Annotated in this window: 20 protein-coding genes; 5 read left to right on the forward strand and 15 right to left on the reverse strand. The window is 39.2% G+C overall.

Going from position 1 to position 22070, the window contains the following annotated elements; genetic code table 11:
• Positions 1–4 precede the first annotated feature (4 nt).
• From JW886_RS06785 to JW886_RS06795, 3 genes are all read right to left on the reverse strand, one after another.
• Entirely contained in the window at positions 5–1339 is a 1335-nt protein-coding gene (locus JW886_RS06785) for a glycosyltransferase family 2 protein (RefSeq protein ID WP_075525505.1), read from the reverse strand.
• Positions 1329–1862: a hypothetical protein gene (locus JW886_RS06790; protein WP_200407224.1), complete on the reverse strand. Its 534-nt coding sequence runs from the start codon at positions 1860–1862 to the stop codon at positions 1329–1331. The genes JW886_RS06785 and JW886_RS06790 overlap by 11 nt, the downstream gene beginning before the upstream one ends.
• Before the next feature lie 377 nt (positions 1863–2239).
• Entirely contained in the window at positions 2240–3091 is an 852-nt protein-coding gene (locus JW886_RS06795; protein ID WP_205871649.1) for an Rgg/GadR/MutR family transcriptional regulator, read from the reverse strand.
• Positions 3092–3412: 321 nt separating this feature from the next.
• Here JW886_RS06795 and JW886_RS06800 point away from each other — a divergent pair, with 321 nt between their 5' ends.
• The 3 genes from JW886_RS06800 to JW886_RS06810 all read left to right on the forward strand — a co-directional run bounded on the left by JW886_RS06800 (position 3413) and on the right by JW886_RS06810 (position 5432).
• The gene (locus JW886_RS06800) at positions 3413–3610 is read left to right on the forward strand and encodes a hypothetical protein (protein WP_075525502.1); all 198 of its coding nucleotides are present in this window, start codon (positions 3413–3415) and stop codon (positions 3608–3610) included.
• 171 nt (positions 3611–3781) lie between these two features.
• Positions 3782–4198, forward strand: a complete 417-nt coding sequence (locus JW886_RS06805) for a Spx/MgsR family RNA polymerase-binding regulatory protein (RefSeq protein WP_200407223.1) — start codon at positions 3782–3784, stop codon at positions 4196–4198.
• Positions 4199–4343: 145 nt separating this feature from the next.
• The gene (locus JW886_RS06810; RefSeq protein ID WP_205872498.1) at positions 4344–5432 is read left to right on the forward strand and encodes a GntR family transcriptional regulator; all 1089 of its coding nucleotides are present in this window, start codon (positions 4344–4346) and stop codon (positions 5430–5432) included.
• Positions 5433–5537: 105 nt separating this feature from the next.
• Here JW886_RS06810 and JW886_RS06815 read toward each other — a convergent pair whose 3' ends face one another.
• The 7 genes from JW886_RS06815 to xylA form a co-directional block, all read right to left on the reverse strand.
• Positions 5538–6911 carry a sugar porter family MFS transporter gene (locus JW886_RS06815; protein WP_205871650.1) on the reverse strand — a complete coding sequence of 458 codons (1374 nt, stop codon included), beginning with the start codon at positions 6909–6911 and terminating at the stop codon, positions 5538–5540.
• Between the two features lie 104 nt (positions 6912–7015).
• Positions 7016–7621: a sugar O-acetyltransferase gene (locus JW886_RS06820; RefSeq protein ID WP_205871651.1), complete on the reverse strand. Its 606-nt coding sequence runs from the start codon at positions 7619–7621 to the stop codon at positions 7016–7018.
• 46 nt (positions 7622–7667) lie between these two features.
• Positions 7668–9347: a glycoside hydrolase family 43 protein gene (locus JW886_RS06825; protein ID WP_205871652.1), complete on the reverse strand. Its 1680-nt coding sequence runs from the start codon at positions 9345–9347 to the stop codon at positions 7668–7670.
• Between the two features lie 116 nt (positions 9348–9463).
• Positions 9464–10930, reverse strand: a complete 1467-nt coding sequence (locus JW886_RS06830) for an MFS transporter (RefSeq protein WP_205871653.1) — start codon at positions 10928–10930, stop codon at positions 9464–9466.
• Positions 10931–10955: 25 nt separating this feature from the next.
• Positions 10956–11963, reverse strand: coding sequence for an aldose epimerase family protein (locus JW886_RS06835; RefSeq protein ID WP_205871654.1), 1008 nt, complete (start codon positions 11961–11963; stop codon positions 10956–10958).
• Between the two features lie 2 nt (positions 11964–11965).
• Positions 11966–13471, reverse strand: coding sequence for a xylulokinase (xylB, locus tag JW886_RS06840; protein WP_205871655.1), 1506 nt, complete (start codon positions 13469–13471; stop codon positions 11966–11968).
• A 69-nt stretch (positions 13472–13540) separates the two neighbouring features.
• Positions 13541–14860 (reverse strand): xylose isomerase, encoded by a 1320-nt coding sequence (xylA, locus tag JW886_RS06845; protein WP_205871656.1) that lies wholly within the window; start codon positions 14858–14860, stop codon positions 13541–13543.
• A 119-nt stretch (positions 14861–14979) separates the two neighbouring features.
• On the opposite strand from xylA, the gene JW886_RS06850 reads away from it, so the two are divergent.
• A complete protein-coding gene (locus JW886_RS06850; protein ID WP_205871657.1) occupies positions 14980–15939 on the forward strand; it encodes an AraC family transcriptional regulator in 960 nt (319 codons plus the stop codon).
• A gap of 143 nt (positions 15940–16082) precedes the next feature.
• Here JW886_RS06850 and purK read toward each other — a convergent pair whose 3' ends face one another.
• The 3 genes from purK to purD are packed head-to-tail and all read right to left on the reverse strand — an operon-like array spanning position 16083 to position 18961.
• Entirely contained in the window at positions 16083–17189 is a 1107-nt protein-coding gene (gene purK, locus JW886_RS06855) for a 5-(carboxyamino)imidazole ribonucleotide synthase (RefSeq protein WP_205871658.1), read from the reverse strand.
• A gap of 28 nt (positions 17190–17217) precedes the next feature.
• The gene (gene purE, locus JW886_RS06860; RefSeq protein ID WP_205871659.1) at positions 17218–17703 is read right to left on the reverse strand and encodes a 5-(carboxyamino)imidazole ribonucleotide mutase; all 486 of its coding nucleotides are present in this window, start codon (positions 17701–17703) and stop codon (positions 17218–17220) included.
• 16 nt (positions 17704–17719) lie between these two features.
• Positions 17720–18961, reverse strand: a complete 1242-nt coding sequence (gene purD, locus JW886_RS06865; RefSeq protein ID WP_205871660.1) for a phosphoribosylamine--glycine ligase — start codon at positions 18959–18961, stop codon at positions 17720–17722.
• Positions 18962–19175: 214 nt separating this feature from the next.
• Between purD and JW886_RS06870 the strand changes: the two genes are divergently transcribed.
• A complete protein-coding gene (locus tag JW886_RS06870) occupies positions 19176–19670 on the forward strand; it encodes a hypothetical protein (protein ID WP_075525497.1) in 495 nt (164 codons plus the stop codon).
• A 30-nt stretch (positions 19671–19700) separates the two neighbouring features.
• Here JW886_RS06870 and JW886_RS06875 read toward each other — a convergent pair whose 3' ends face one another.
• Together JW886_RS06875 and purH are read right to left on the reverse strand one after the other, a co-directional pair.
• Positions 19701–20396, reverse strand: a complete 696-nt coding sequence (locus JW886_RS06875; RefSeq protein ID WP_205871661.1) for a YjjG family noncanonical pyrimidine nucleotidase — start codon at positions 20394–20396, stop codon at positions 19701–19703.
• Positions 20397–20503: 107 nt separating this feature from the next.
• Positions 20504–22060, reverse strand: coding sequence for a bifunctional phosphoribosylaminoimidazolecarboxamide formyltransferase/IMP cyclohydrolase (purH, locus tag JW886_RS06880; protein WP_205871662.1), 1557 nt, complete (start codon positions 22058–22060; stop codon positions 20504–20506).
• Between the last annotated feature and the right edge of the window lie 10 nt (positions 22061–22070).

The following is a 22070-nucleotide window of genomic DNA, read 5'->3' on the forward strand; positions in this document are numbered from 1 at the left end:
TAAATTATCCTTTTTTTAAGCTTTTTCGTGTAGGGCTTACCCATGCTCCAGAATGGTTATCTTTTCCTAAATATGCTTTTAGAGCTGGAATAAAGGTAGTAACTATTGTGAGTGGGTTTACCATCCAGAACAGCAACATATAAAGAGGAGCGAATATTAAATATCTCAATTTTTCTCCTTCACTATCAAGTATTAAAGCAGCCAGTAACTGAAAAATCCCCGATATTAACTCGAAAGTAACAAATATGAAAGCCATCGCAACACCATGCCACAATCGTTCAACATCTCCTGTCAGCACAAAAAATGTCATCATAGCTAAAAAAATGAAACTAGTGATAAAAAAGAAAAACGACCAAATAATGGAAAAGGTTGTATCCAAAAACATTGAATAGACATATTTATATTTAAGAGGATGAAGTATAAATTTCGAAAAATTGGTAAGCCAAACTTCAGTTCCCCCTTGAGCCCAGCGCTTTCTTTGCTTATAAAGCTGACTTAAGGTCTCAGGAACGTTCATATGAAAAAGGATATTAGGAGCAAAACGTGGCGTTACGCCAAACATTAAGTGATCCCAAGCGATGCTAATATCTTCAGTACTTCTGTCCTGTCTGAATCCTCCCACATCAATCAAAAATTGCTTTTTATACATTGTGTTGGCGCCACTATATGAATACATAGAATCATTAACTGCGGTTTGGCTTCTCTTAATCACTCCAACGATACTTGAGAATTCTACTGTTTGAGATTTTCCTAAGAGAGAGGTTCTATTTTGGACGTCCATATTTGCCGTGACAGCTGCTGTATTAACATCTACCTCATTAATAAAATAATTCATATATTTCATTAAAGCATCTCTTTCAGGGATAGTATCTGCGTCGTTACTCAGAATATACTCCCCCTTAGCAAAATGTGTTCCAATATTAAAACCATGAGCTTTTCCTTGGTTCTTTAAAACATTTATAACCCTGAGCTTCTTATATTTATTTTGCAAATCTTGAAGTATTGTGAGGGTGTTATCAGTGCTCCCATCGTTGATTACGAGGAGTTCATAATTGCTATAATTTAACTCTGTCGCTAAGTAATCAATCGTCTCTTCAATCATAATTTCTTCGTTATGCGCCGGAATCATGATTGTAATCATTGGTTGCTTGTCGATGGGCAACTCCACAAAGTTTACTTCTTTTTTCCCTTTTTTCAAAAATTGATAACTTAATGAACCAAAAAACCAAAACAAAGCACCTATTACAGGATACAAACATAGGATCAATAAGCAAATTGAAAGAAACGTTTGAAATGCGTTCTTACCTGCAAAAGTTTGTATAAATACATCAAATAACATCTTTAAATCCTTTTTCTTTGTTCAATAGGTTTGAGAGTTCATCTGTTTCCAGATTTTTTTCAGGAGCTACTTCAAAGTACTTCACATTATGCCTAAAATCTTCTGTGCCGAATCGTTCAGTCATAAACTCATCCACTTTTCTTCTTCGCTGAATACTAGAAACAGAGTCAAAGGTAGGCCATTTTTCAATTACAGATTCTCTGCGGTTATTCTGAATAATTGTCATACTCACGGCATAAGTAAAAGTGATAACAACACAAAAAGTGATAATAATAAGCAAGAATTTGATTTCTAATATACCCTCTGCATAATTCCAAAATCTCCAACCATATTTCCCTGACGTAAGATAGTACAGAAAAGATGAAATCGTTATAAAAGTAGGCACGATTAAACAAATCCATCCGAGGATCGACAAGAGTGTTTGTACTATTTTTAATAGATAATTTCCCTTTTCAAAAAATAAGTCGGAGTAACCGTACTCTTTTTTTTCAGCAGCTTCATTTGTTCTTTTGTTCTTTTCCATCCGGATGTACCAAATTTTTTCTTTATCTTTTTTCTTTTAAGTTGTGACCGATGAGTTTGAGAATAAAATTTTCTGTAATCTTTAGTATACACTAAGATTTTTTTTTGTCAATTTAGAATCCTAAACCTCTTACTAAGAATTTTTCTAACCTTTTTGCATTAGTTAAAACAACCCCAAAATATATTTTTAATAAAGTGACCTATAAAAAATGACCGCCCATTTTTCAAAAAAATATGTTACTATATTTAATGTTCAAGTTATGCGAGAGTATAATTTTAAGAAGCTCTTACATTTCTAAACAAAAAAACCAATAACCATTATGTGCTGTGGTTATTGGTTTTTTTATATTCTAATTAAATGTCATCATATGGTGCCGATCAATTTATTTTTTCCTTCAAAGCTTCTATTCTTGCCGAAGCAACTTTACTCAGTTTAGTGGCCCCTATCTCCTTCATCCACGACAAGCATTCATCTATAGCTCGTTGCCCACATTCTTTATTTTCAAATCTGTAAGTATAACAGCCATTAAGAAGATGCCAAAAAACTTTAGAAGTTAAATCACTTTCTTGAAATAACGAAGAAATTTTATCCAGAGTGTATTTTGATTTTTTCATATCGCCTCGTTCAATGAAAATGGGGATGGCTTTTATCAGCACATTAATTAATAACGCCCTATACTCACGAAGGTGCTTGAGATAGCCGTCCATATAACTTTCTTTAAAAAAATTTTGTATAAGTTTCCAAACTAAATCAACCGATATCTGATCTATAGTATGGATTAAAACATAGAACTCATACAGCCCCCATAAAGGGCTAGTAGAAAGGAGCTCCTCCACCTCCTTTACCTCTTCACAAGTTAAAGAGGTAAAAGTAGCTTTCGCACTGAGCGCTATGAGATAGGTTGTTTCCTCCTCGAACTCCAAATTTTTATAATATATTTCTTCTAATCTAGCCTTGTCTTGCCTGAAAAAGGCGGCCGTTATTTCCTGAAATTGAATAATAAAGTATTCAGGAATTCCATTGTTGATAAGTAAGGAATAATCCAATATTGTTAAATTCATACACTCTAATAGCGATTCAAGTTTATCAAAGGAAACCAGTGACTTCCCATTCTCAAACTGAGAAATCGTTGCTTTAGATACCCCACTTAAAAGCTCTAACATTGATAAACTAAACTTTTTCTGTGTTCTTAATTCTCTGAACACCGAACCATACTTTGCATAAAGCATTTAATCAATTCTCCCCCAAATTAAGCTGAAAAAATTCCCTATCCCTAATAGTACATGTTACATGTTATTAGAAATATACTCCTATAACTTTTTTCAATCTTATTCACTACATTTCATTACATTAAGTAGTCTATTGATTTCTTAATTATACAATAACGTCATTTAATCATAAAGAATTTACTTTATAATTAGAAAATTTATGACGGTCTGGCTCCTAATATATATATATTACTTTTTTCTATATTTTAGCTATCGTTCATCATCCTAAACGAAAGCGTTTCTTAAAAATGATATACTATTTCATAAAAAGAGGAGAGATATATGAAAAGTTTAATCACTTGGGCTACCATAGTTCTTATAGGCAGCTTTATAATTGCCTTTACAGAATGGTCTCACAATTATTGTATTATTTTTATTGGGCTAGCTGGTATCTTTGGTGGTGGACTTTGCTTATTAATAAATACGATAAGTCTATCTATTAGTACTTATAAGCGTCATCAAAAGAAGAAAGATCAATAAACTTTTAATCTACAATCATTTTAGACCTAGAGTATTTTTTTACTTTTTATTCTAAACTTTCTGTTTAGGAAACTAAACAGTTTGTAAGTTTTAATCCTTTAAGTAAAGCACTATATATGTTAGAATGAAATTATAATAAAGTAATAAAAAAATTAGATTAGTGAGGTTTTTATGATTAAATTCTATTTTACAACTTCTTCAGGTTCTTGTAGAAAAGCTAAAGCTTGGCTCCTTAAAAATAATCTCCCTTTTGAAGAGATTAATCTTAAAACAACACGTCTAACTAAAGAGGAGCTGCTTCATATACTCTCGCTTACTCAAAACGGCACACATGAAATTATCTCAAAAGGGGGGAAAGCTTATAAATCATTATCGGTTGATCTTGAACAGATGACACTCAATGAACTATTTGATGTACTGAACCAAAATCGCTTACTTTTAAAACGTCCATTACTTGTTGATGAGGATCGCTTACTTATCGGTTATAACGAAGATGATATTAGAAAGTTTATCCCACGTCACATAAGAAGAATCCACAAGGCGCAAATTGATCAGCAACTCTCCCAGGAAATACTACAATATAATTAAAAGAAGGATTATTCTGCTCCTTTTTTCTTTACTAGGAAAATCTTATAAACATTGATAATGCAAGGTTTTATAGCCAAAATATTGTATAATTAAATAATATAGATAAAACCATGAGGAGGGAAGACTTACGAAGCCTAAGTATCAAATTATTGCTGATGATTTACGCGATAAAATAATTTCAAATCAGTACAATGTTGGAGGAGTAATTCCTACTGAGTTACAACTTCAAGAAACATATCACGCAAGTCGCTACACTGTAAGGCAGGCTATTTCAGTACTGGTCACAGAAGGTTACCTTCGAAAAGAAAAAGGATCCGGGACTTACGTCAACGAGTTTCCATTGACCACAAATGAGAACAAACCCAAGAAGACTATCGGTGTTATCACTACATATATCTCCGACTACATTTTCCCAACGATCATCCGCGGGATAGAAAAGGAATTGAAAGCCGATGGCTATTCCTTACTCCTTTCAAGCACGAACAACGATTATACACAAGAAAAAGAATGTCTCGAACGGATGATTGATTTCGGGGTAGATGGGCTCATCGTGGAACCAACCAAAAGCAACCAATATAATCCTAACTTAGCGACTTATGTAACGCTTCGCGAGCATCAGATTCCGATTGTAATGATCAATGCTACCTATGAAGAACTCAATACGCCTACAATCCATGTGGATGATGTGGAGACTGGGTATCTTGGTACAAAAGAACTTATCGAGCATCATCATAATAATCTTCTTTTAATTACTAAAATCGATGATTTACAAGGTAAATACCGCATGAAGGGTTTCATCAAAGCTTGTGAAGATCATAACATCACCATCTCATCAAATTCTATTTTGACTTATACCACCGAAACTGAAATTGACATTTATGATCAAGTTGTGACACATCTTCAAAAATTTACTGAAATTACAGGTATTTTGTGCTATAACGACAAAATAGCTAAAACCTTAATAGGAAACTTGTCAAATCTAGGCTATAAGATACCTGATGACTATTCAATCGTAGGAAATGACGACTCAGTACTCAGTGAAATGGGAGAAGTTAGTCTAACAACTACTGTTCATCCTAAAGAGGATATGGGTGTAGATGCTGCAAATTGGATTGTTAATACCATTAAAAATGGTACTTTTGAAAAAGACATCATTTACCCTCCTAAATTAATTCGGAGAGGGTCAGTCAGAGACTTAGGAGAGACTAATGTCACTCAAGACAAAAATAGTTAAGTGTTGCTTCCTGCTTTTAAATTAATGAAGAAAAAACTGAGCTTTTGCTCAGTTTTTTTATATTTATAATTTATAGCAAAACAAATTGCTCAACTTACAGGCTCCTTATCCATGTTCTAGATTTTTATCACCAATATGGTTCGCTCTATGTTGCAGTTCTGCTTCTATTTGTTCTAAACTCTTTCCTTTTGTTTCAATGACGAGCTTAGTTGTGAACCAGATGGATAAGAAACAAAATGCTGCATAGAATAAGAATATTTTTCCTGTTCCAAAGAAACTTAGTAATGGTAGGAAGGTTAGTGAAACAATATAGTTAGCTCCCCAATTTATTACAGCTCCAAAAGAGTTTCCCAATCCCCGTATATTAAGCGGGAAAGATTCACCAATCATCACCCACATCACGGGACCCCAAGTGGCTGAAAAGAAGGCGATGTAAATCGTAAGTGCTAAAACAGCAAGATATTTACCAAAAGCTCCTGAGTCCATCATCATTCCAATTGACATCAATACTAAGGAGATACCCATCCCCCAAGCACCAAAGTTGAGCATCCAACGACGATTTACTTTATCCATCACCTTCATTGCTACAAAAGTGACAATCACATTAAAAATTCCGATCCCTAAGTGAGCAAATAATGCTGCGTTGGTTCCAAATCCAACAGATACAAAGATAGAGGGGGCAAAGTAAAGCACAGTATTACATCCCATGAATTGTTGGAAAATCGCAAGACCCATCGCCATAATCAGTACGGGGCGAGACATAGGACCAAAAAGTTCCTTAAAACCTCCCTTTTTTTCTTCATTGGCCATTAATGTAATATCAGCTAGCTCTGCTTCTACTGCTTTTTCATTTCCTTGCTGGGTCATCTGTAAAACTTGCCGTGCACTCGCTTCTTTTCCCTTACGAACCAAATAGCGTGGTGATTCAGGCAAGAGCAATCCTCCTACAAATAAAGCTAGAGCAGGAATAATGGCTAGAAGTAGCATCCACCGCCATTCATGCTCAACACCTTGTAACGACCAGTTAGAAAAATAAGCAAGAAAGATACCTGTCATAATCATTAACTGAAACATTGTAGAGACAGATCCTCGAATTTTAGCAGGAGACAACTCAGAGAGATAGGTTGGCACAAGAGCTGATGCAGCTCCAACAGCGATACCAAGAATCACACGAAAGAACACAAGTAAACCAAAATTCGGTGCTAATCCACAGCCTAAAGCTCCTACTGCAAAAATGAGTGCTGCAAGCAATAGCAATTTTTTACGTCCAAAATGGTCTGACATTGGTCCGATGACAGCAGCGCCAATAACAGCGCCCAAAAGCACGCCAGATACTACCCAACCTGATGCCCATGCATTTAAATTTAATTCTTTTTCAATAAAAAGAATAGCTCCCGATATAACTCCGGTATCATATCCAAACAACAGCCCTCCCAAGGCACCGAAGAAATAAATAAATGTGGGAGATAATTTTTTCATATTTTTGCTCCTTTTGTAATTCCGCTATACTTTATAGATAACGATTACTAGATTTTTTATTTTGTATTTTTTATCTTATGACAGAGGGATCAAATACTGCCTTCCTATATATAACGTATGATCCGCGCAGGGTTTCCAGCTATAAGACAGTTATTGGGTACATCTTTTGTTACAACACTTCCAGCTCCGATAACGACACCATCACCAATTGTTATGCCAGGAAGAACTATAACCATCCCTCCCAACCAACAATCATTCCCAATAGTTATCGGACTATCGTATTGCCAACCCGCACGTCGTAATACTTTGCTAGTCACATGATGATTTGCTGTGTATAATTGACAGTTTGGTCCAACAAAAGTATTTTCTCCAATACTAATATTACCAGCACTTATTACTTGGAGATATGCATTTATAAAACTTCCGGGACCAACCCTTAAGTTCTCTGGATATTCAATCCCCGATAATGGAAACATAATTTGTGCTGTCTTGGAAAAGTGTGGAATGAACTGATAGAAAATTTCTTTAGCAGCATCAAGATCTTTCTTAGCCTGATCATTAATCTCTTGTACCTTTTTCGCCGAACTGACTACGCTTTTCTGTAAAAGAGGTTCTTCAGCAAATTTATACCAGTCTCCGTTCTGAAGTTTTTCTTGAATCGAAAGTTTTGACAATCTTCTAATCTCTTTATCATCTAAAAGTTTAACCATTTCTCCTCCTTAAAAAATCCTGCCACTCTTGGCAGGAATTCCCGCTTTAATCAAAGCGCGATTCGCTTGCTCTCCAACTGTATGTACCATCTCCGAGTGCTTTGTCGCCGAGTTCTTTGTAATCAAAATCGTAGAATTCGGCTTTGGCATCGTAGCCTGCGTAGTCAACAACTGCAAGGCCAACGAATGCGCCTGTGAAGAAACCACCATAGCTTTGGAGAACGTAGTCATCAGATAGAATAGCTGCATCTAAGGTAACAGGGATTTCTGTGAAGTTTGTTCCGTCAAAGCTGTATTCGTAAGTGTAAGATTCTTTGCGAACTTTGGTGCGGAACCACACGTATTCAGTGCCTTCTGGGATTTTAATGGCATCATCTTTCAAGTATGAAGTGTAGTTCCCTCGATTGTTTTCGCCAACTTCAATGACGTGACCTTTGATTTCATTCCATGTGATAAATGCAAAGCTCCAGTGACGGTCGTTGTAGTAGTTGGTCAAACCTGCCATTTGTTGGTAGCTGAATGGATCAAATTTTACTTTAACTTGTGCATCAAAGTAGAATGCTTGCCAACGGCGGGCAATCAATGACAAATCATGCGTATTAGCCAGAGAACCTTGACCTACCAAAGTCAATTTGCCGTCGCCTGTTGTACCGATTTTTTCAGTGAATGGGACACGGAGAGTATTCCAATTGATATCAAGGGTTGGGCTTGTGAAGTCATCATGTTGGCTGTGGTCAGCTGGTGCTTCTGTTGCGATAGCATCTTTTGGTCCTTCGACAAATGTGGTACCGCCATGTCCGCCAACGATACGTGGCCAGCCTGCTTCGTCCCATTCAACTTTTTGAATAGATGTTTCACGACCAAGTGTTGACCAACCCCGTGGATCTGTGCTTGATTCATTAACATGATTCCAAGGACGAGCCATGAGTGAAGCATAGTACCATTCGCCACCAGGTGTTGAAACCAAACCACCGTGTCCTTGTTTTTGCACGTAGTTGTCTGGGATATCAAGATTTGTCAAGAATGGATCGCCTGGTTCTGTTTCAAAGCTGTAAGCATCCAAAGATTTAGAGCGAGCTACAACTTCTTGGTGAGTGAAGACAGTACCACCTTGAGCAGCGAAGAGATAATAGTAGTCGTTGATTTGGTAAAGGTGTGGACCTTCAACCAATTTGACATGAGTGCCTGTGTAGATGGTGTGCGCAGTTTCTGGCTTCAATTTCATGGTTTCAACATCAAATTCAGTCAATGTGATACTGTCAAATGGATGATGATATTCGCGGTGATCCCAAGTTTGTTGAACCAAATATTTGCGACCGTTTTTATCATGGAAGAGGGATGCGTCAAAACCGACACCGTTAAGTTTAATTGGGTCTGTCCATGGCCCTTTGATGTCTGTGGCAGTTGTCAGATAGTTGGTCATGTCTTTGAAAGCACCTTCTGTGACTTTCACGTCGGTATAAACCAACCAAAATTTACCGTCAGCATAAGACAAATCTGGCGCCCAAATTCCTCCTGATGATGGATTACCTTTCATGTCAAGCAGGGTTGTAGTGGACAATGGGCTTGGCAAGAGATTCCAATGTTCTAAGTCTTTCGACTCATGCAAACGTACACCGGGGAACCACTCAAAAGTTGAGTTTGCGATGTAATAAGTATCCCCCACACGAATAATGCTTGGATCAGCATTAAAGCCCGGAAGGATTGGATTTTGAATTGTTGACATTTGTCAAATCTCCTTTGTTATAAATCTGTCAGTCCTATCAGATGATTGGGACTTTGTGAAGCTGACGAAAATGTCGTCAGCTTTCAAAATCTCGATCTAATGGATCACTTTTGAAACTATCCCTTCAATTCTGCACGTTTAGCATCTAGTTGTGTATTGATATTTTCCACATCTTTATCAGAAATCGGATACAATTGCATGATAACCATTGAAATTACTGCGAGTACTACTGGAATCCAGATTGCTGTCAAATTTATGCCTGACAGAGCATGAACATGCTGTGTCGCGGATGTTTCATTGAAACCAAAGGCTGCAAGGAACCAGAGAGGCACTGCACCTCCTAACGTGAAACCAATTTTAAAGAAGAGTCCCATAATGGCATTGATGATTGCTGCATTACGCTTCCCTGACTTCAATTCTCCGTAAGAAACAACTTCTGGAACAAGTGCCCACATAAAACCAGTCGCGGATGTCAAACCCCATTGCTTGATAAATGTCGAAACATAAGCGAGCCAGAGGGCATCATGCATGCCATTAAGTGACCAGACCCAAGTCAGGATTTCACCCACAATAAACATGCCAATAAAGAGATGGAAGAAGCCTTTTTTGCCAAAAATTTTCTTGAGTTTGGGCCAAAATACTGGGAAGGCTATACCTGGAATAGAAGCAATCAGACCTACAGCACCCATCCACTCTGAATGTCCTACAACATACTGGTTGAAGAAACCATTTACCGTGTTCATAAAGAACATAAAGGTAAAGGCTAACATAAAGAAAAGACCAAGAATGACGAGAGGACGATTATTTTTTAATTCCACAAAGAGATCGGTAGTTTTAACTTCTGCTGACTGTTCAGCAGTAGCAACAACACGTTCTCTAGTAAGCTTATAACACAGGAAAAGTGCGACAGCTCCGATGACCATATATACTAAATACACACTGAACCAAGCATGACCTGCGGAAGCATCAGTGTAGGTCCCCATATTAAGTTTTAAGCCAAAAAATCCGGTATCTTTTAAACTTCTACCTTTTGGTGCAGCCATTTGAACAAACATAGGAAATAGAGTGTAAACCAATAGATTAGCACCATTTGCAAGCATCATACGAGTACTGGTTAATTTATCGATAGATTCTGGATCACGTGTTAATGAAGCGTTTAGTGATCCATATGGAATATTTACTACCGAATAAACTAAATCCAGTGCAAAGTAAACAATAAAAGCAAATGGGACTGAACCTCGTACAGCTGGAATTGGTACAAAGAGTAGAGCAGCAAGAATAACGAGTGGTATACCAGCTCTTAAAAGCCATGGACGATATTTACCAGCTCTTGAAGAACGTTTATCTACAAATGTCCCAACCATCGGATCCCAAAATACATTAATGATCCTGACAAATAGAAAGATAAATCCGGCAGTTCCAGTACCTATTGCATTAACTGTTGTCATATACAGTGCCAAAAAACCACCAACTGTACCAAAGACAAGGTTTTGAGCAAAATCTCCTAGTCCATACCCCACACGTTCACCGAGTGTCAGCTTATGATATTCCTCTTGCTGAATTTGTGCTTTTGTTTCGCTCATGATAATGAGCCTCCTTATTAAATTGTTATTTGTTTACTGAAAAAGTATAAAGTGTAGAGAAAGATTTTCGTTCTCCAGATTTTAAAGCGATACTTCCCCATTCTGGGTGATGTACTAAATCAGGTAACTCTTGGAATTCGATTGCTATCCCACGGTTAGGGGCCATTTTACGACCATTAACGACTGATCGAGTTTCAGGATTTGTTGCCGTATAAATAACGACTGCTTGTCGATCTGTTACACACGTGAGCTGCCGACCAGAGACTGGTTCAGATAAATTCAGCATTCTTTGATTGCTCATTGCATTAAATAAGAAGCAATTATCAAATCCCTGAGGATGGTTTTCTAAAACTTCTCCGAGTTGTACCCCTTTTTGAAAGTCATATACCGTTCCTCGAACATCTAATAACTTTCCAGTGGGAATATTTTCTTCATCTACTTCAACAACTTGGTTTGTTGTCATCTGCAGATAGTGGTTTTTAATCGTTGCTTTATCCCCAGATAAATTGAAGTAAGGATGCCAAGCAGGGTTGAAAATCGTTGCTTTTGGACTCTTAGCAGAAATGGTAACTTTAAGACTTGAACCGTTTAATTCATACGTTACTTGCGCACATATTGGACCAGGAATTCCTGATTTTTTATCTTCTAAAGATAAGACTATTTTTAAAGTTTCTTCTTCAAAAATCTCATAAGACCAAAATTGTCTTTCCCAACCATAGCTTCCTGAATGTAAGTTGTTTTTTCCTTCGTTTGCCTCCAAACTGATAGAGCCATAAGTAGCGCCTGCTATGCGCCCGGCTACTGGGCCGCAAATTACACCATAATATCCTTCGTCATTTGCATAGGTTTCGGAATTGTTTTTTGAAAGAAGAATATTGTCAAATGTTCCATAACGATCTGGAGTATAAATTTGATGGATACGCGCTCCATAATCATGGACGACAATGGTGAGTTGTCCATTTGACAGGGTAATCTGACTGATGGGTCTGTCAGCATCAAAAGGCAAGGTTTTTTCAGAAATGGTAAATGTCATAATTAGCCTTCTTCGTTAAAATCAACTAATTCATGAGAAAGTTCAGCTGTTGCTTGGTAGGCTTTCTTCCAGATTTGGTAGACTTTTTCATAACGAGCAACATTAGCTGGTTTTGGTGTGAAAGTGGCCTCTTTGTAGTGAACAAAGGCTTTGGTTACTTCTTCCAATGTGTCGTAGAAACCACAACCGTAAGCGGCAATCATACAAGCACCAAGACCTGGACCTTGCTCAACAGTCAAACGAATCATTTCAGCATTGAAGATATCTGCTTGCATTTGCATGATGTCGGGGTTTTGCGCCCCACCACCAACTGAAATCAATTGTTTGAATTTCTTACCTTTGGTGCTTTCCATAATATCCTTGGAATCACGCAGTGAGAAAGTAATCCCTTCAAGAACAGCGCGTGAAAAATGACGTTGTTCATGATGTGCTGAGATTCCTACAAAACTACCACGAATTTTGGAATCAAAATGGGGCGTGCGTTCGCCAACGATATATGGCGTGAAAAGCAAACCTTCAGAACCCGGTGCAACCGTGTAGACTTCGGACAAGAGTTCGTTGAACGATAAGCCCTTGCCAAAAGTTTCTTTGTACCAATTGAGCGAATTTCCAGCGGCTAAGGTCACACCCATTGAGTAATAAGCTCCTGGTACGGTGTGATCAAAGAAATGTAATTTGCCTTTGTAATCTGCGATTTTTGGCTCGTAAGCTGAGACTACACCTGATGTTCCCATGGAAATCAAGCCGACTTCTTCGTTTATCAAACCTACACCAAGTGCGGCTGCGGCATTATCTGCCCCACCAGCGAAAACTTTGACTGCTTTGGACAATTTGTAACGCTCAGCAATTTCTGCTTTGATAAGACCAGTTTGTCCAGTGGATTCGGTCAATTCTGGCAAAATAGACAAATCAATATTGAAAGTTTCAGCAATTTCTTTAGACCATTCTCTTTTTTCAATATCAAGCAATAAAGTTCCTGCCGCATCAGAATATTCCGTATAGGTATTTCCTGTCAGCCATAGGCTTAGATAGTCTTTGGGTAACATGATTTTTTTCACGCGCGCCCAAACGTCTGGTTTGTTTTCTTGCAACCAGAGAATTTTGGGTAATGTGAAGCCTTCAAGGGCAATATTTTTGGTGATTTCCAGCAGACGACTGCCTAGTTTGTCAGTGATTTCGGCACATTGTTTGCTTGTTCTGACATCATTCCAGAGTATCGCTGGATAGACAGGGGTATTATTTTCATCTAGGACGACCAAAGAGTGCATTTGCCCAGAGAATGAAATCCCTGCTAGGTTTTGTCCAAAGTCTGAAACTTCTACTGACAGACCTGTCAGTACTGCTTCTAGGGCAACAACCCAATATTCAGGACGCTGCTCAGAATAGCCTTGTTTAGGGGTATCAATCTTGTATTCTGCTGACTTGGTAGTGATTAAATCACCCGCTTCATTCATCAGAATTCCTTTTAGACTGGATGTTCCTAAATCAATTCCTAACACATAAGACATTATAGTTCCTCATCTTTAAAAATGGAGTTGAGGGGAGAACCCTCAACTCCTCTTTATTTCTAAACTGTTTTATACGAGATAGTCGTTCAATACTGATTTAACGTGTTCCAAGTGGTTAGAGTCAAGCTCGATATCATCGCCATGTTCAAGGGCGAAGGCTGCCAATGTTTCAAATGTGGCTGTACCATTTTCTATAGATTGTCCCACTTCAGTGTTTTTATATGAAGCATAGCGTTCTGCAACGATGTCTGACAAGAATTTGTCCTCGACGATGGCTGCGGCACCTTTGAGGGCACGGGCATAAGTGTCCATACCAGCGATGTGAGCAAGGAGCAAATCTTCAGCTTTGAATGAAGTACGACGTACTTTAGCATCAAAGTTGATCCCACCTTTACCAAGTCCACCGTTCAGGAGAATTTGGTGCATCGCAAGGGTAATGTCAATAACGAGTGTTGGGAATTCATCGGTGTCCCAACCAAGCAGGTAGTTCCCTTGGTTCGCATCGATTGAGCCAAGAGCATTGAAACTACGTGCTGTGTTCAATTCATGTTCAAAGGTGTGACCAGCAAGCCAAGCGTGGTTTGTTTCCAAGTTGAGTTTGAAGTAGTCAGTCAGGTCATATTTTTGCAAGAAGGCCATCGCTGTTGCTGCATCGTAGTCGTATTGGTGAGTCATTGGTTCTTTTGGTTTTGGTTCGATCAAGAAGACTGGCAAATGGTCCATTGATTTAGCGTAATCAACTGCCATGTGGAAGAATTTAGCCATGTGATCCATTTCAAGCGCCATATCTGTGTTCAAAAGTGATTCGTAACCTTCACGACCGCCCCAGAAGACATAGTTTTCACCACCAAGTTTTTTAGAAAGTTCAAGACCTTTTTTAACTTGAGCAGCACCGTAAGCGAAGACCTCAGCACGGTTAGATGTTGAAACCCCGTTCATGTAACGTGGGTTTGAGAACATGTTTGCTGTGTTCCAAAGAAGCTTGATGCCTGTTTCTTTTTGCTTTTCAAGGAGGTGGTCTGTGATTTCGTCAAGGTTAGCATAAAATTCTTTCAATGATTTTCCTTGAGGAGCGATATCAACATCGTGGAAGCAATAGTATTTAACGCCCAATTTTTCAGCGATTTCAAAGAAGGCATCAACACGGCGGTGCGCAATCTCAAGTTCTGTACCACCTTCAAGATCCCAAGGACGTTCCATTGTCGCACTACCAAATGGGTCAGCGCCATCCATCGTGATGGTGTGCCAGAATGCTAAAGCAAAATGAAGATGTTCTTCCATGGTTTTACCAAGCACTACTTCTTCTGGATTGTAGTGACGGAAAGCAAACATATTTTTTGTTTTTGTACCTTCGTATTGGATTGGTGCGATGTTGTTAAAGTAAGCCATTTTATAGCTCCTCCTCTTTTAATATAAAAATTATTTTCTAAATTCTTAATTACTACTGGGATAATACACTTGATTAATTTTGTAATATATGTCACAATAGCAATTAGGAGATTATGAACATGAAAAATGAATTAGAGAATATTTATCATTCTAAGATAAATAATCTTAATTTTTTGCTCGTTGATATCACTTATCGTAAGCCCCACCTTCATTTTGACATTGAGTTAGCTTTTGTTCTAGAAGGTACTGGTACGGTAAGAACACAGGAGCATAGCTTTGAGATTTCAGCTGAACAGGCCATTATTTTTAATAACTGTCAGCTTCATGAATTTTCATCAAGGGGTGAGATGAAACTATTGATTTTACAGTTTTCTACCCAAATCTTTGAGATGGTCTCACCACAGCTGGATAAGATACATTTTGAAAGTGGACCTTTCAACCTGAGGGATCAACCCGAGACACTCCGTCTTCTTTTGAAAACAGCGCTAAGTTATTTTTCAAAGGACGGAAATACCCCCCCCCGTATACTCCGGACACACGGTTATGCTTTTTTACTTCTCAATCACCTTTTGGATATCACTCCTTATAATATTTTGAGCAGTTTTGAGCAAAATAAGCTAATGGATCTTCAAGGTCGAATGGAAAGAATTTCTACTTATATCCACGAGAACTATGATCAAAAAATCTCACTCGATAGCATGGCTTCACGAGAAGGCTTCTCAAGAACGTATTTCTCACATTTCTTTAAAAGAAACTTTGGGATTACTTTTAAAGACTACTTAAATAACTTACGTTGTGAAAAAGCAAGAACACTCCTAACCACTAAAGAAAACTTATTAAATATTTCTTATATGTGTGGTTTTTCTGATATTCGGAGTCTCAATACAGCCTTTGTAAAATTTTACGGCGTGCTCCCAAAGGATTATCGTAGAAATAATACACTTCCTCCTAAACCTGAACCTATCTCCTTTAATCAAGATGAGATTGATAATCAAGTTTTTTATAGTGATCAGGGAAGCTTTGATATCCTTCGCTATTATTTTGAAAAGCATTTTGAGGCGGTACCTATCGGGTTTTAAGCACCTCTTAGCTTCACAAGATAATGATACCGTTTTCTAGTTTTTCTATCTTGACAAATCGTCTTATTTCTCGGTGGAAACGTTGTCATTTTACTACAAAAGTTGACAAACAAAAAAAGCACTTGAAACTTATCAAGTGCTTTTTATTGATGCCATATTGCAGTCTGTTTAATCTGATCAAGCGTTTTATCAAAATTTTCTGTGAGGATAGTCAAATGGCCCATTTTGCGATTATGTTTTGCTTCTGGTTTGCCGTAATCATGTTGATGCCAATCAGGATGTGTCATTTTAAGTTTTTCTGCACCCTCACAGTGTTGACCTAGAACATTAAGCATCAGCGCCGGACTAAGGAGTTGAGGTTGAGGCAGTGGTTCACCTAAAATTCCTTTAATATGCAAGTCAAATTGACTAAAATCGCAAGCTTCTATGGTGTAATGTCCACTATTATGAGGACGCGGTGCCAATTCGTTGACGTAAAGCTCTCCTTCTCTAGTCAAAAATAACTCTACACAGAGTGTGCCCGCCAATTTTAACTTTCGGGCAATTGAAAGCGCCATATCCTGCGCAGCTTGTAGGACAGCTTGTGAAACACGGGCAGGTGCGATTGTTCGATGTAAGATATTTTCATGATGTTCATTTTCAGCAAGTGGGAAAATAACAAATTCCTTTCCATTTCCACTGATAATGACCGAAATTTCACGTTCAAACTCGATAAAATCTTCCAAAACACACTCTGACAGCTCGGTCAGAGCTTTTGCTGCGGTTAAATCTTCATCCTGCTTTAAAACGACCTGACCGTGACCGTCATACCCCCCTGTTGTCGTCTTGAGAACTTGTTTTTTTAGGACTTGCTGTGGAAGGTCTGAGAAGTCTTGAATCAACTGCCACGGTGCCACTTTAACTTTAGCCTCCTCTGTTAAAAATGTTTTTTCCAACTTACGATTTTGGGTGATTTCTAATAGAGGTATTCCTTGAGGAATTTTTACGCAACTTCCAATTTCTTTTAACGCTGGTGCTGAGACATTTTCAAATTCATAAGTTACTACATCACACGCATAAGCGAGCCGTAGTAAACTTTCTACATCATCATAAGGCGCCACTATCATTTCGTCAGAAACTTTAGAGGCGGAACAATGAGGATTGGGATCCAATGTAATCACTTTGTGTCCCATATATTGGGCCGAAATAGCCATCATTTGTCCCAACTGACCCCCTCCGATGATTCCGATGGTTTTAAATTTATTTTTCATCTCTCGCACTATCCCTTCCTTATTTCTTCTAAACGAGTTCTACTTCAGAGGCTTTCACCATTTTTCCAGCTTCTTGTCGATAGTGAATGATTAAATCGTGCAAACGCTCATTTGTCAGAGCCAAAGTCTGCACAGCAAAGAGGCCCGCATTTTTAGCACCCGCTTCCCCTATTGCCATTGTAGCTACTGGGATTCCGCCAGGCATTTGGACGATAGAGTAGAGAGAGTCGAGGCCAGATAAAGCACGAGATTTTACAGGAACACCAATTACAGGCAAGGTAGTCTGAGCTGCAACCATACCGGGAAGGTGGGCAGCTCCTCCCGCACCAGCGATGATTATTTTATAACCTTTATCCCGCGCAGAGGTGGCAAAATCTGCCATCAGCTCAGGTGTGCGATGAGCTGACACCACACGCTTATCATAACTTACCTCAAACTCATCTAAGATCTGAGCGGCAGCTTTCATCGTTTGCCAATCAGAACTTGATCCCATAATTAATGCAACATCTGCCATTTCGTTTCTCCTTTACTTAGGGTTGGACAGCTCTTGAACCAATATCATGGCGATAAAATAAGCCATCTGTCTTTACTTTTGCTAACTTTTCATAGAGTGCCTTTTGGACTTGAGCCATTTCTTGTCCCGTTTCAGAAAGGAGATAAACACGTCCTCCGGAAGAGACCAATTTCCCTTCTTCATCCGTCACCCCTGCATAATACACTTCCCATTCCTTTGGAAAATGGGGAAGAACAATTCCCTGTTGACTGTGGGAAGGATAGCCCTGTGCTGCAACAACTACTCCTACTGTTACTCCTGTCTCTTGCCAGACTAAATCAGGTTGTCTTCCTTCTAAAATATCAATAAGTACCATGGCAAAATCACTTTTCAGTCGTGGCAGTACTACTTGTGTCTCTGGATCGCCAAAACGAGCATTAAACTCTATCGTTTTCACACCTTCCTTGGTTAAAATAAGGCCTGCATAAAGAATGCCTGTAAAGGACTTCCCTTCATTTATTAAGCCTGCTACGGTTGGCTTAACGACTTTCTCTAAGGCCTCTTGGACAACGGCATCTGAAAGGTGGGCTACAGGGCAGTAAGCACCCATCCCCCCAGTGTTAGGACCTTGGTCATTGTCAAATGCTCGCTTATGGTCTTGGGCAAGTGGCATAGGGTAAATCTGCCCCTCATGCACAAAACTGAACAAGGAGAATTCTTCCCCTTCTAAAAACTCTTCAATCACTACACGACTATTTGGTAAGCTAAAGATATCCTCTAATGCTTTTAGCGCCGTTACTTCATCAAAGGCAACTGTCACTCCTTTACCTGCAGCTAATCCATCTGCCTTGATCACAATCGGAACGCCTTGTTTTTTTAAATATGCTTTAGCAGTATTTAGATCAGTAAAACTCTGATAGCTCGCGGTAGGTACTTTATATTTGGTCATGATTGCTTTTGCAAAAGCCTTTGAGCCTTCAAGCTCAGCAGCAGCCCTTTTCGGACCAAAGATACGAAGTTTCGCATTTTCAAATGCGTCCACTACGCCATTGACCAGAGCTGTTTCAGGACCAACAAAGGTCAGTTCAATGTTTTGTTTTAGAGCAAAATCAACCAGTTCATTGTTTGATAGTTCGGAAATAGCTACCGTCTTTATGCCATCTATGACCATCCCAGGATTGCCTGGTGCTACAAACACTTCCCTCACATGTGGACTATCCAGAAACTTCTTTGCAATCGCATGTTCTCGACCTCCAGAGCCAATCACTAAAACTTTCATTTTCTCTCCGATACAGTTTGTCTTTTCTTTTCTCTTCACTTTCTATCTTAAAATAATTTAATAAAAAGAAAAAGCAATAACACAAACTTCACTCTCTAAGCTCGTCGAATGTTCGGTTTTTACATTTTTTCATTGCTTAAGTTTTAGTCAAGTCCGGCTTAAGCTCTTTAAAAGAAAACTTTAATAAAATGAAAGGGTCTTGAAAGGAGATGAAATGGATAACAACTATAATGGACGAAACCAGCGTAAAAAACGAACCAACGCCCTTATCATTGTCATTGTTGTGACTGCACTTATTTTTGGAGCGGGTGGATTTGCTGGCGGTTTCTTTGTCGGGCAAAATCATGGTAAAAACAATGTTGCGGCCAATCCACAAAAAGGTGGCATGAGTCCTGGAGGCATGCAAAATGGTACCATGGGGACTGTTACGGCAGTAAGTGATTCATCAATCACTATTTCAACAAACGATGGTTCCTCAAAAACTTATTCCATCTCAAGTAGTACAAAAGTTGAGGAAGGACAAATGGGTGGTCCCGGGGATCAAGCAAGTAGTTCATCAAGCAGCGCGTCAAGCTCTAGCAAATCGATAAGTGATATCACAACAGGCTCAAATGTAGCCATTAGTACCTCAAGTTCTTCTTCTAGCGAAGCAGAAACAATCTCGATCATGCCAGCAGGTGGCGCACAAAACACAAATGCTAGCTCATAAAGAAAAAACTGTCAGTTATTGACAGTTTTTTTATAAGCCCTTTTTCATCAATCTAGGGATTTCTAAAAGATCGGCAATTTGTAAGTCTGGTACGGCTTGACCAGTGACCTCGAGGTGTTTAGGGTTATACCAAATGGTCTTGATCCCCGCATTTTTTCCCCCTAAAATATCAGTGGTAAGGGAATCGCCAATAATAGCAAATTGTTTTTGGTCTGCCGCTTCCACTTGACTAAACACGTGATCAAAGAAGGCAAGTGAAGGCTTATGATGCCCCACCTCTTCACTGATAAAAATCTCACGGAAATACTCGGCAATCCCTGATTCAAAGATACGCGGACGTGAAACACGTGATGTTCCATTACTCACGACATACATCTCTGTAGCTTGCTTTGAGAGCTCATCCATCAGTTCGTGGGCATGTGTCATCAATTCATGCCCTTCTGAGAGGTAGGTTTGATATTCATCATCGACAGCTGTTGGGTTGTAGGACTCTGTCACTTTTAGTGCCTTAAACGCTCGGTCAAAACGTGTTTGGAGCAGTTCTTCACGGCTTATTTCACCGGCTTCGTGGCGGCGCCATAGTGCTTTATTTTCTCGTGAATAGAGTGCCCGATTTTCAGCATTATCTGTAATATTATAACGAGCAAAGATTTTCCCCAAGGCGTCGAATTCTGCCTTATCAAAATCAAGCAGGGTATTATCAATATCAAAAAGTAGTACGGTCATTTGTTTTTCCTTTTCTCAACGTATTTTTTACATTATAGCAAAAAAGCGCTTAAAAAGCGGTTTCAACCTCCGACTTTTTAGACGCTGTTGCATCATCCCTTTTTTGATCAGTGTCTGAAGTGACGAACGCCAGTAAAGACCATAGCAATACCATATTTATCGCATGCTTCAATCACTTCTTGATCACGTACAGAACCTCCAGGCTGTACAATGGCTTTAATCCCTGCTTTAGCAATCTCATCGATGTTATCGGCAAAAGGGAAGAAAGCATCAGATGCAAGGACACTATTTTCCTGTAAAGCTGGTGCCTTTTGAGCGGCTGCCTCAAGCGCGATCTTCACTGCACCGACACGATTTGTTTGTCCAGGTCCTACACCTAACGTTTGATGAGCGTTGGTCACAATAATCCCATTTGATTTGACAAATTTTACAGCTTTCCAAGCAAATTGGAGGGCAAGTAACTGTTGGTCGGTAGGTTTAAGCTGAGTCGGAAATGTCCATTGGCTAACTTCTTCTTCAATAACGTCTTGATTTTGACTCAAAAGCCCTCCTAAAACTCCCGTGACTAAAGCTTCAGCTTTTGACTGCTCTTTTTTTGAAAAATCAACCGTTAAAAGGCGCAGATTTTTCTTTTTCGTCAGAATTTCCAATGCCTCAGAGCTATAACTTGGGGCAATGATAATTTCTAGGAAAATCTTACTCATTTTTTGAGCAGTTTGATGATCAACTGGACGGTTCAAGACCACAATCCCGCCAAAGATCGACACGGGGTCAGCTTCAAAGGCATAATCCCAAGCCTGCTCTAAATTTTCAGCAGTCCCTATGCCACATGGATTCATGTGTTTAAGGGCCACTACAGTGGGTGCTTCAAAATCACGCGCAATTTGTAAAGCGGCATCAGCATCACGAACATTGTTGTAGCTCAGGGCTTTGCCGTGTAATTGTTGACTTCTTGCAATAGAGTAGTCAGTCGGTAGTCCGTTTTCGTAAAAATCCGCTTCTTGTTGTGGATTTTCACCATAACGCATGCCTTGTTTGAGGTCATAGGTGAGCGTCAATTTCTCTGGTTTTTCGTTATCCAGTGGATATTGCTCTGTCAAATATTGTGCAATAAGGGCATCGTAGCTTGCGGTATGGCGGAAAACTTTAGCCGCTAGTTGCTGACGAAGCTGTAAGCTAGTATCTCCTTGTGTGGTCAGCTCATTCAGAACTTTTTCATAATCGGCAGGATCGCATACGACGGTAACTGCCGCGTGATTTTTAGCGGCCGAGCGTAACATGGAGGGGCCACCGATATCGATCTTTTCGATCATCTCTTCTTGGGTGCCCCCCGCTAAAAGGGTTGCTTTGAAAGGATAGAGGTTCACTACCACTAAATCAATGGGCTGGATATGATGCGCTTCCATCGCTGCACGATGTGCAGGAAGGTCACGACGTCCTAGCAAGCCACCGTGTATAAGGGGGTGCAATGTTTTGACCCGCCCATCCATCATTTCCGGAAAGCCTGTGACCGTATCAATCGAAATGTTCGGGATTTCTGCTTGGTCCAAGGTCGCTTTTGTCCCTCCCGTTGAAATGATTTCCCAGCCTAAAGACTGGAGTTGTTGAGCAAATGCGATAATTCCCTTTTTGTCTGAAACACTGATCAGTGCACGTTTTGACATGATATCCTCC

The organism is Lactococcus taiwanensis (assembly GCF_017068355.1).
Lineage (GTDB): Bacteria > Bacillota > Bacilli > Lactobacillales > Streptococcaceae > Lactococcus > Lactococcus taiwanensis.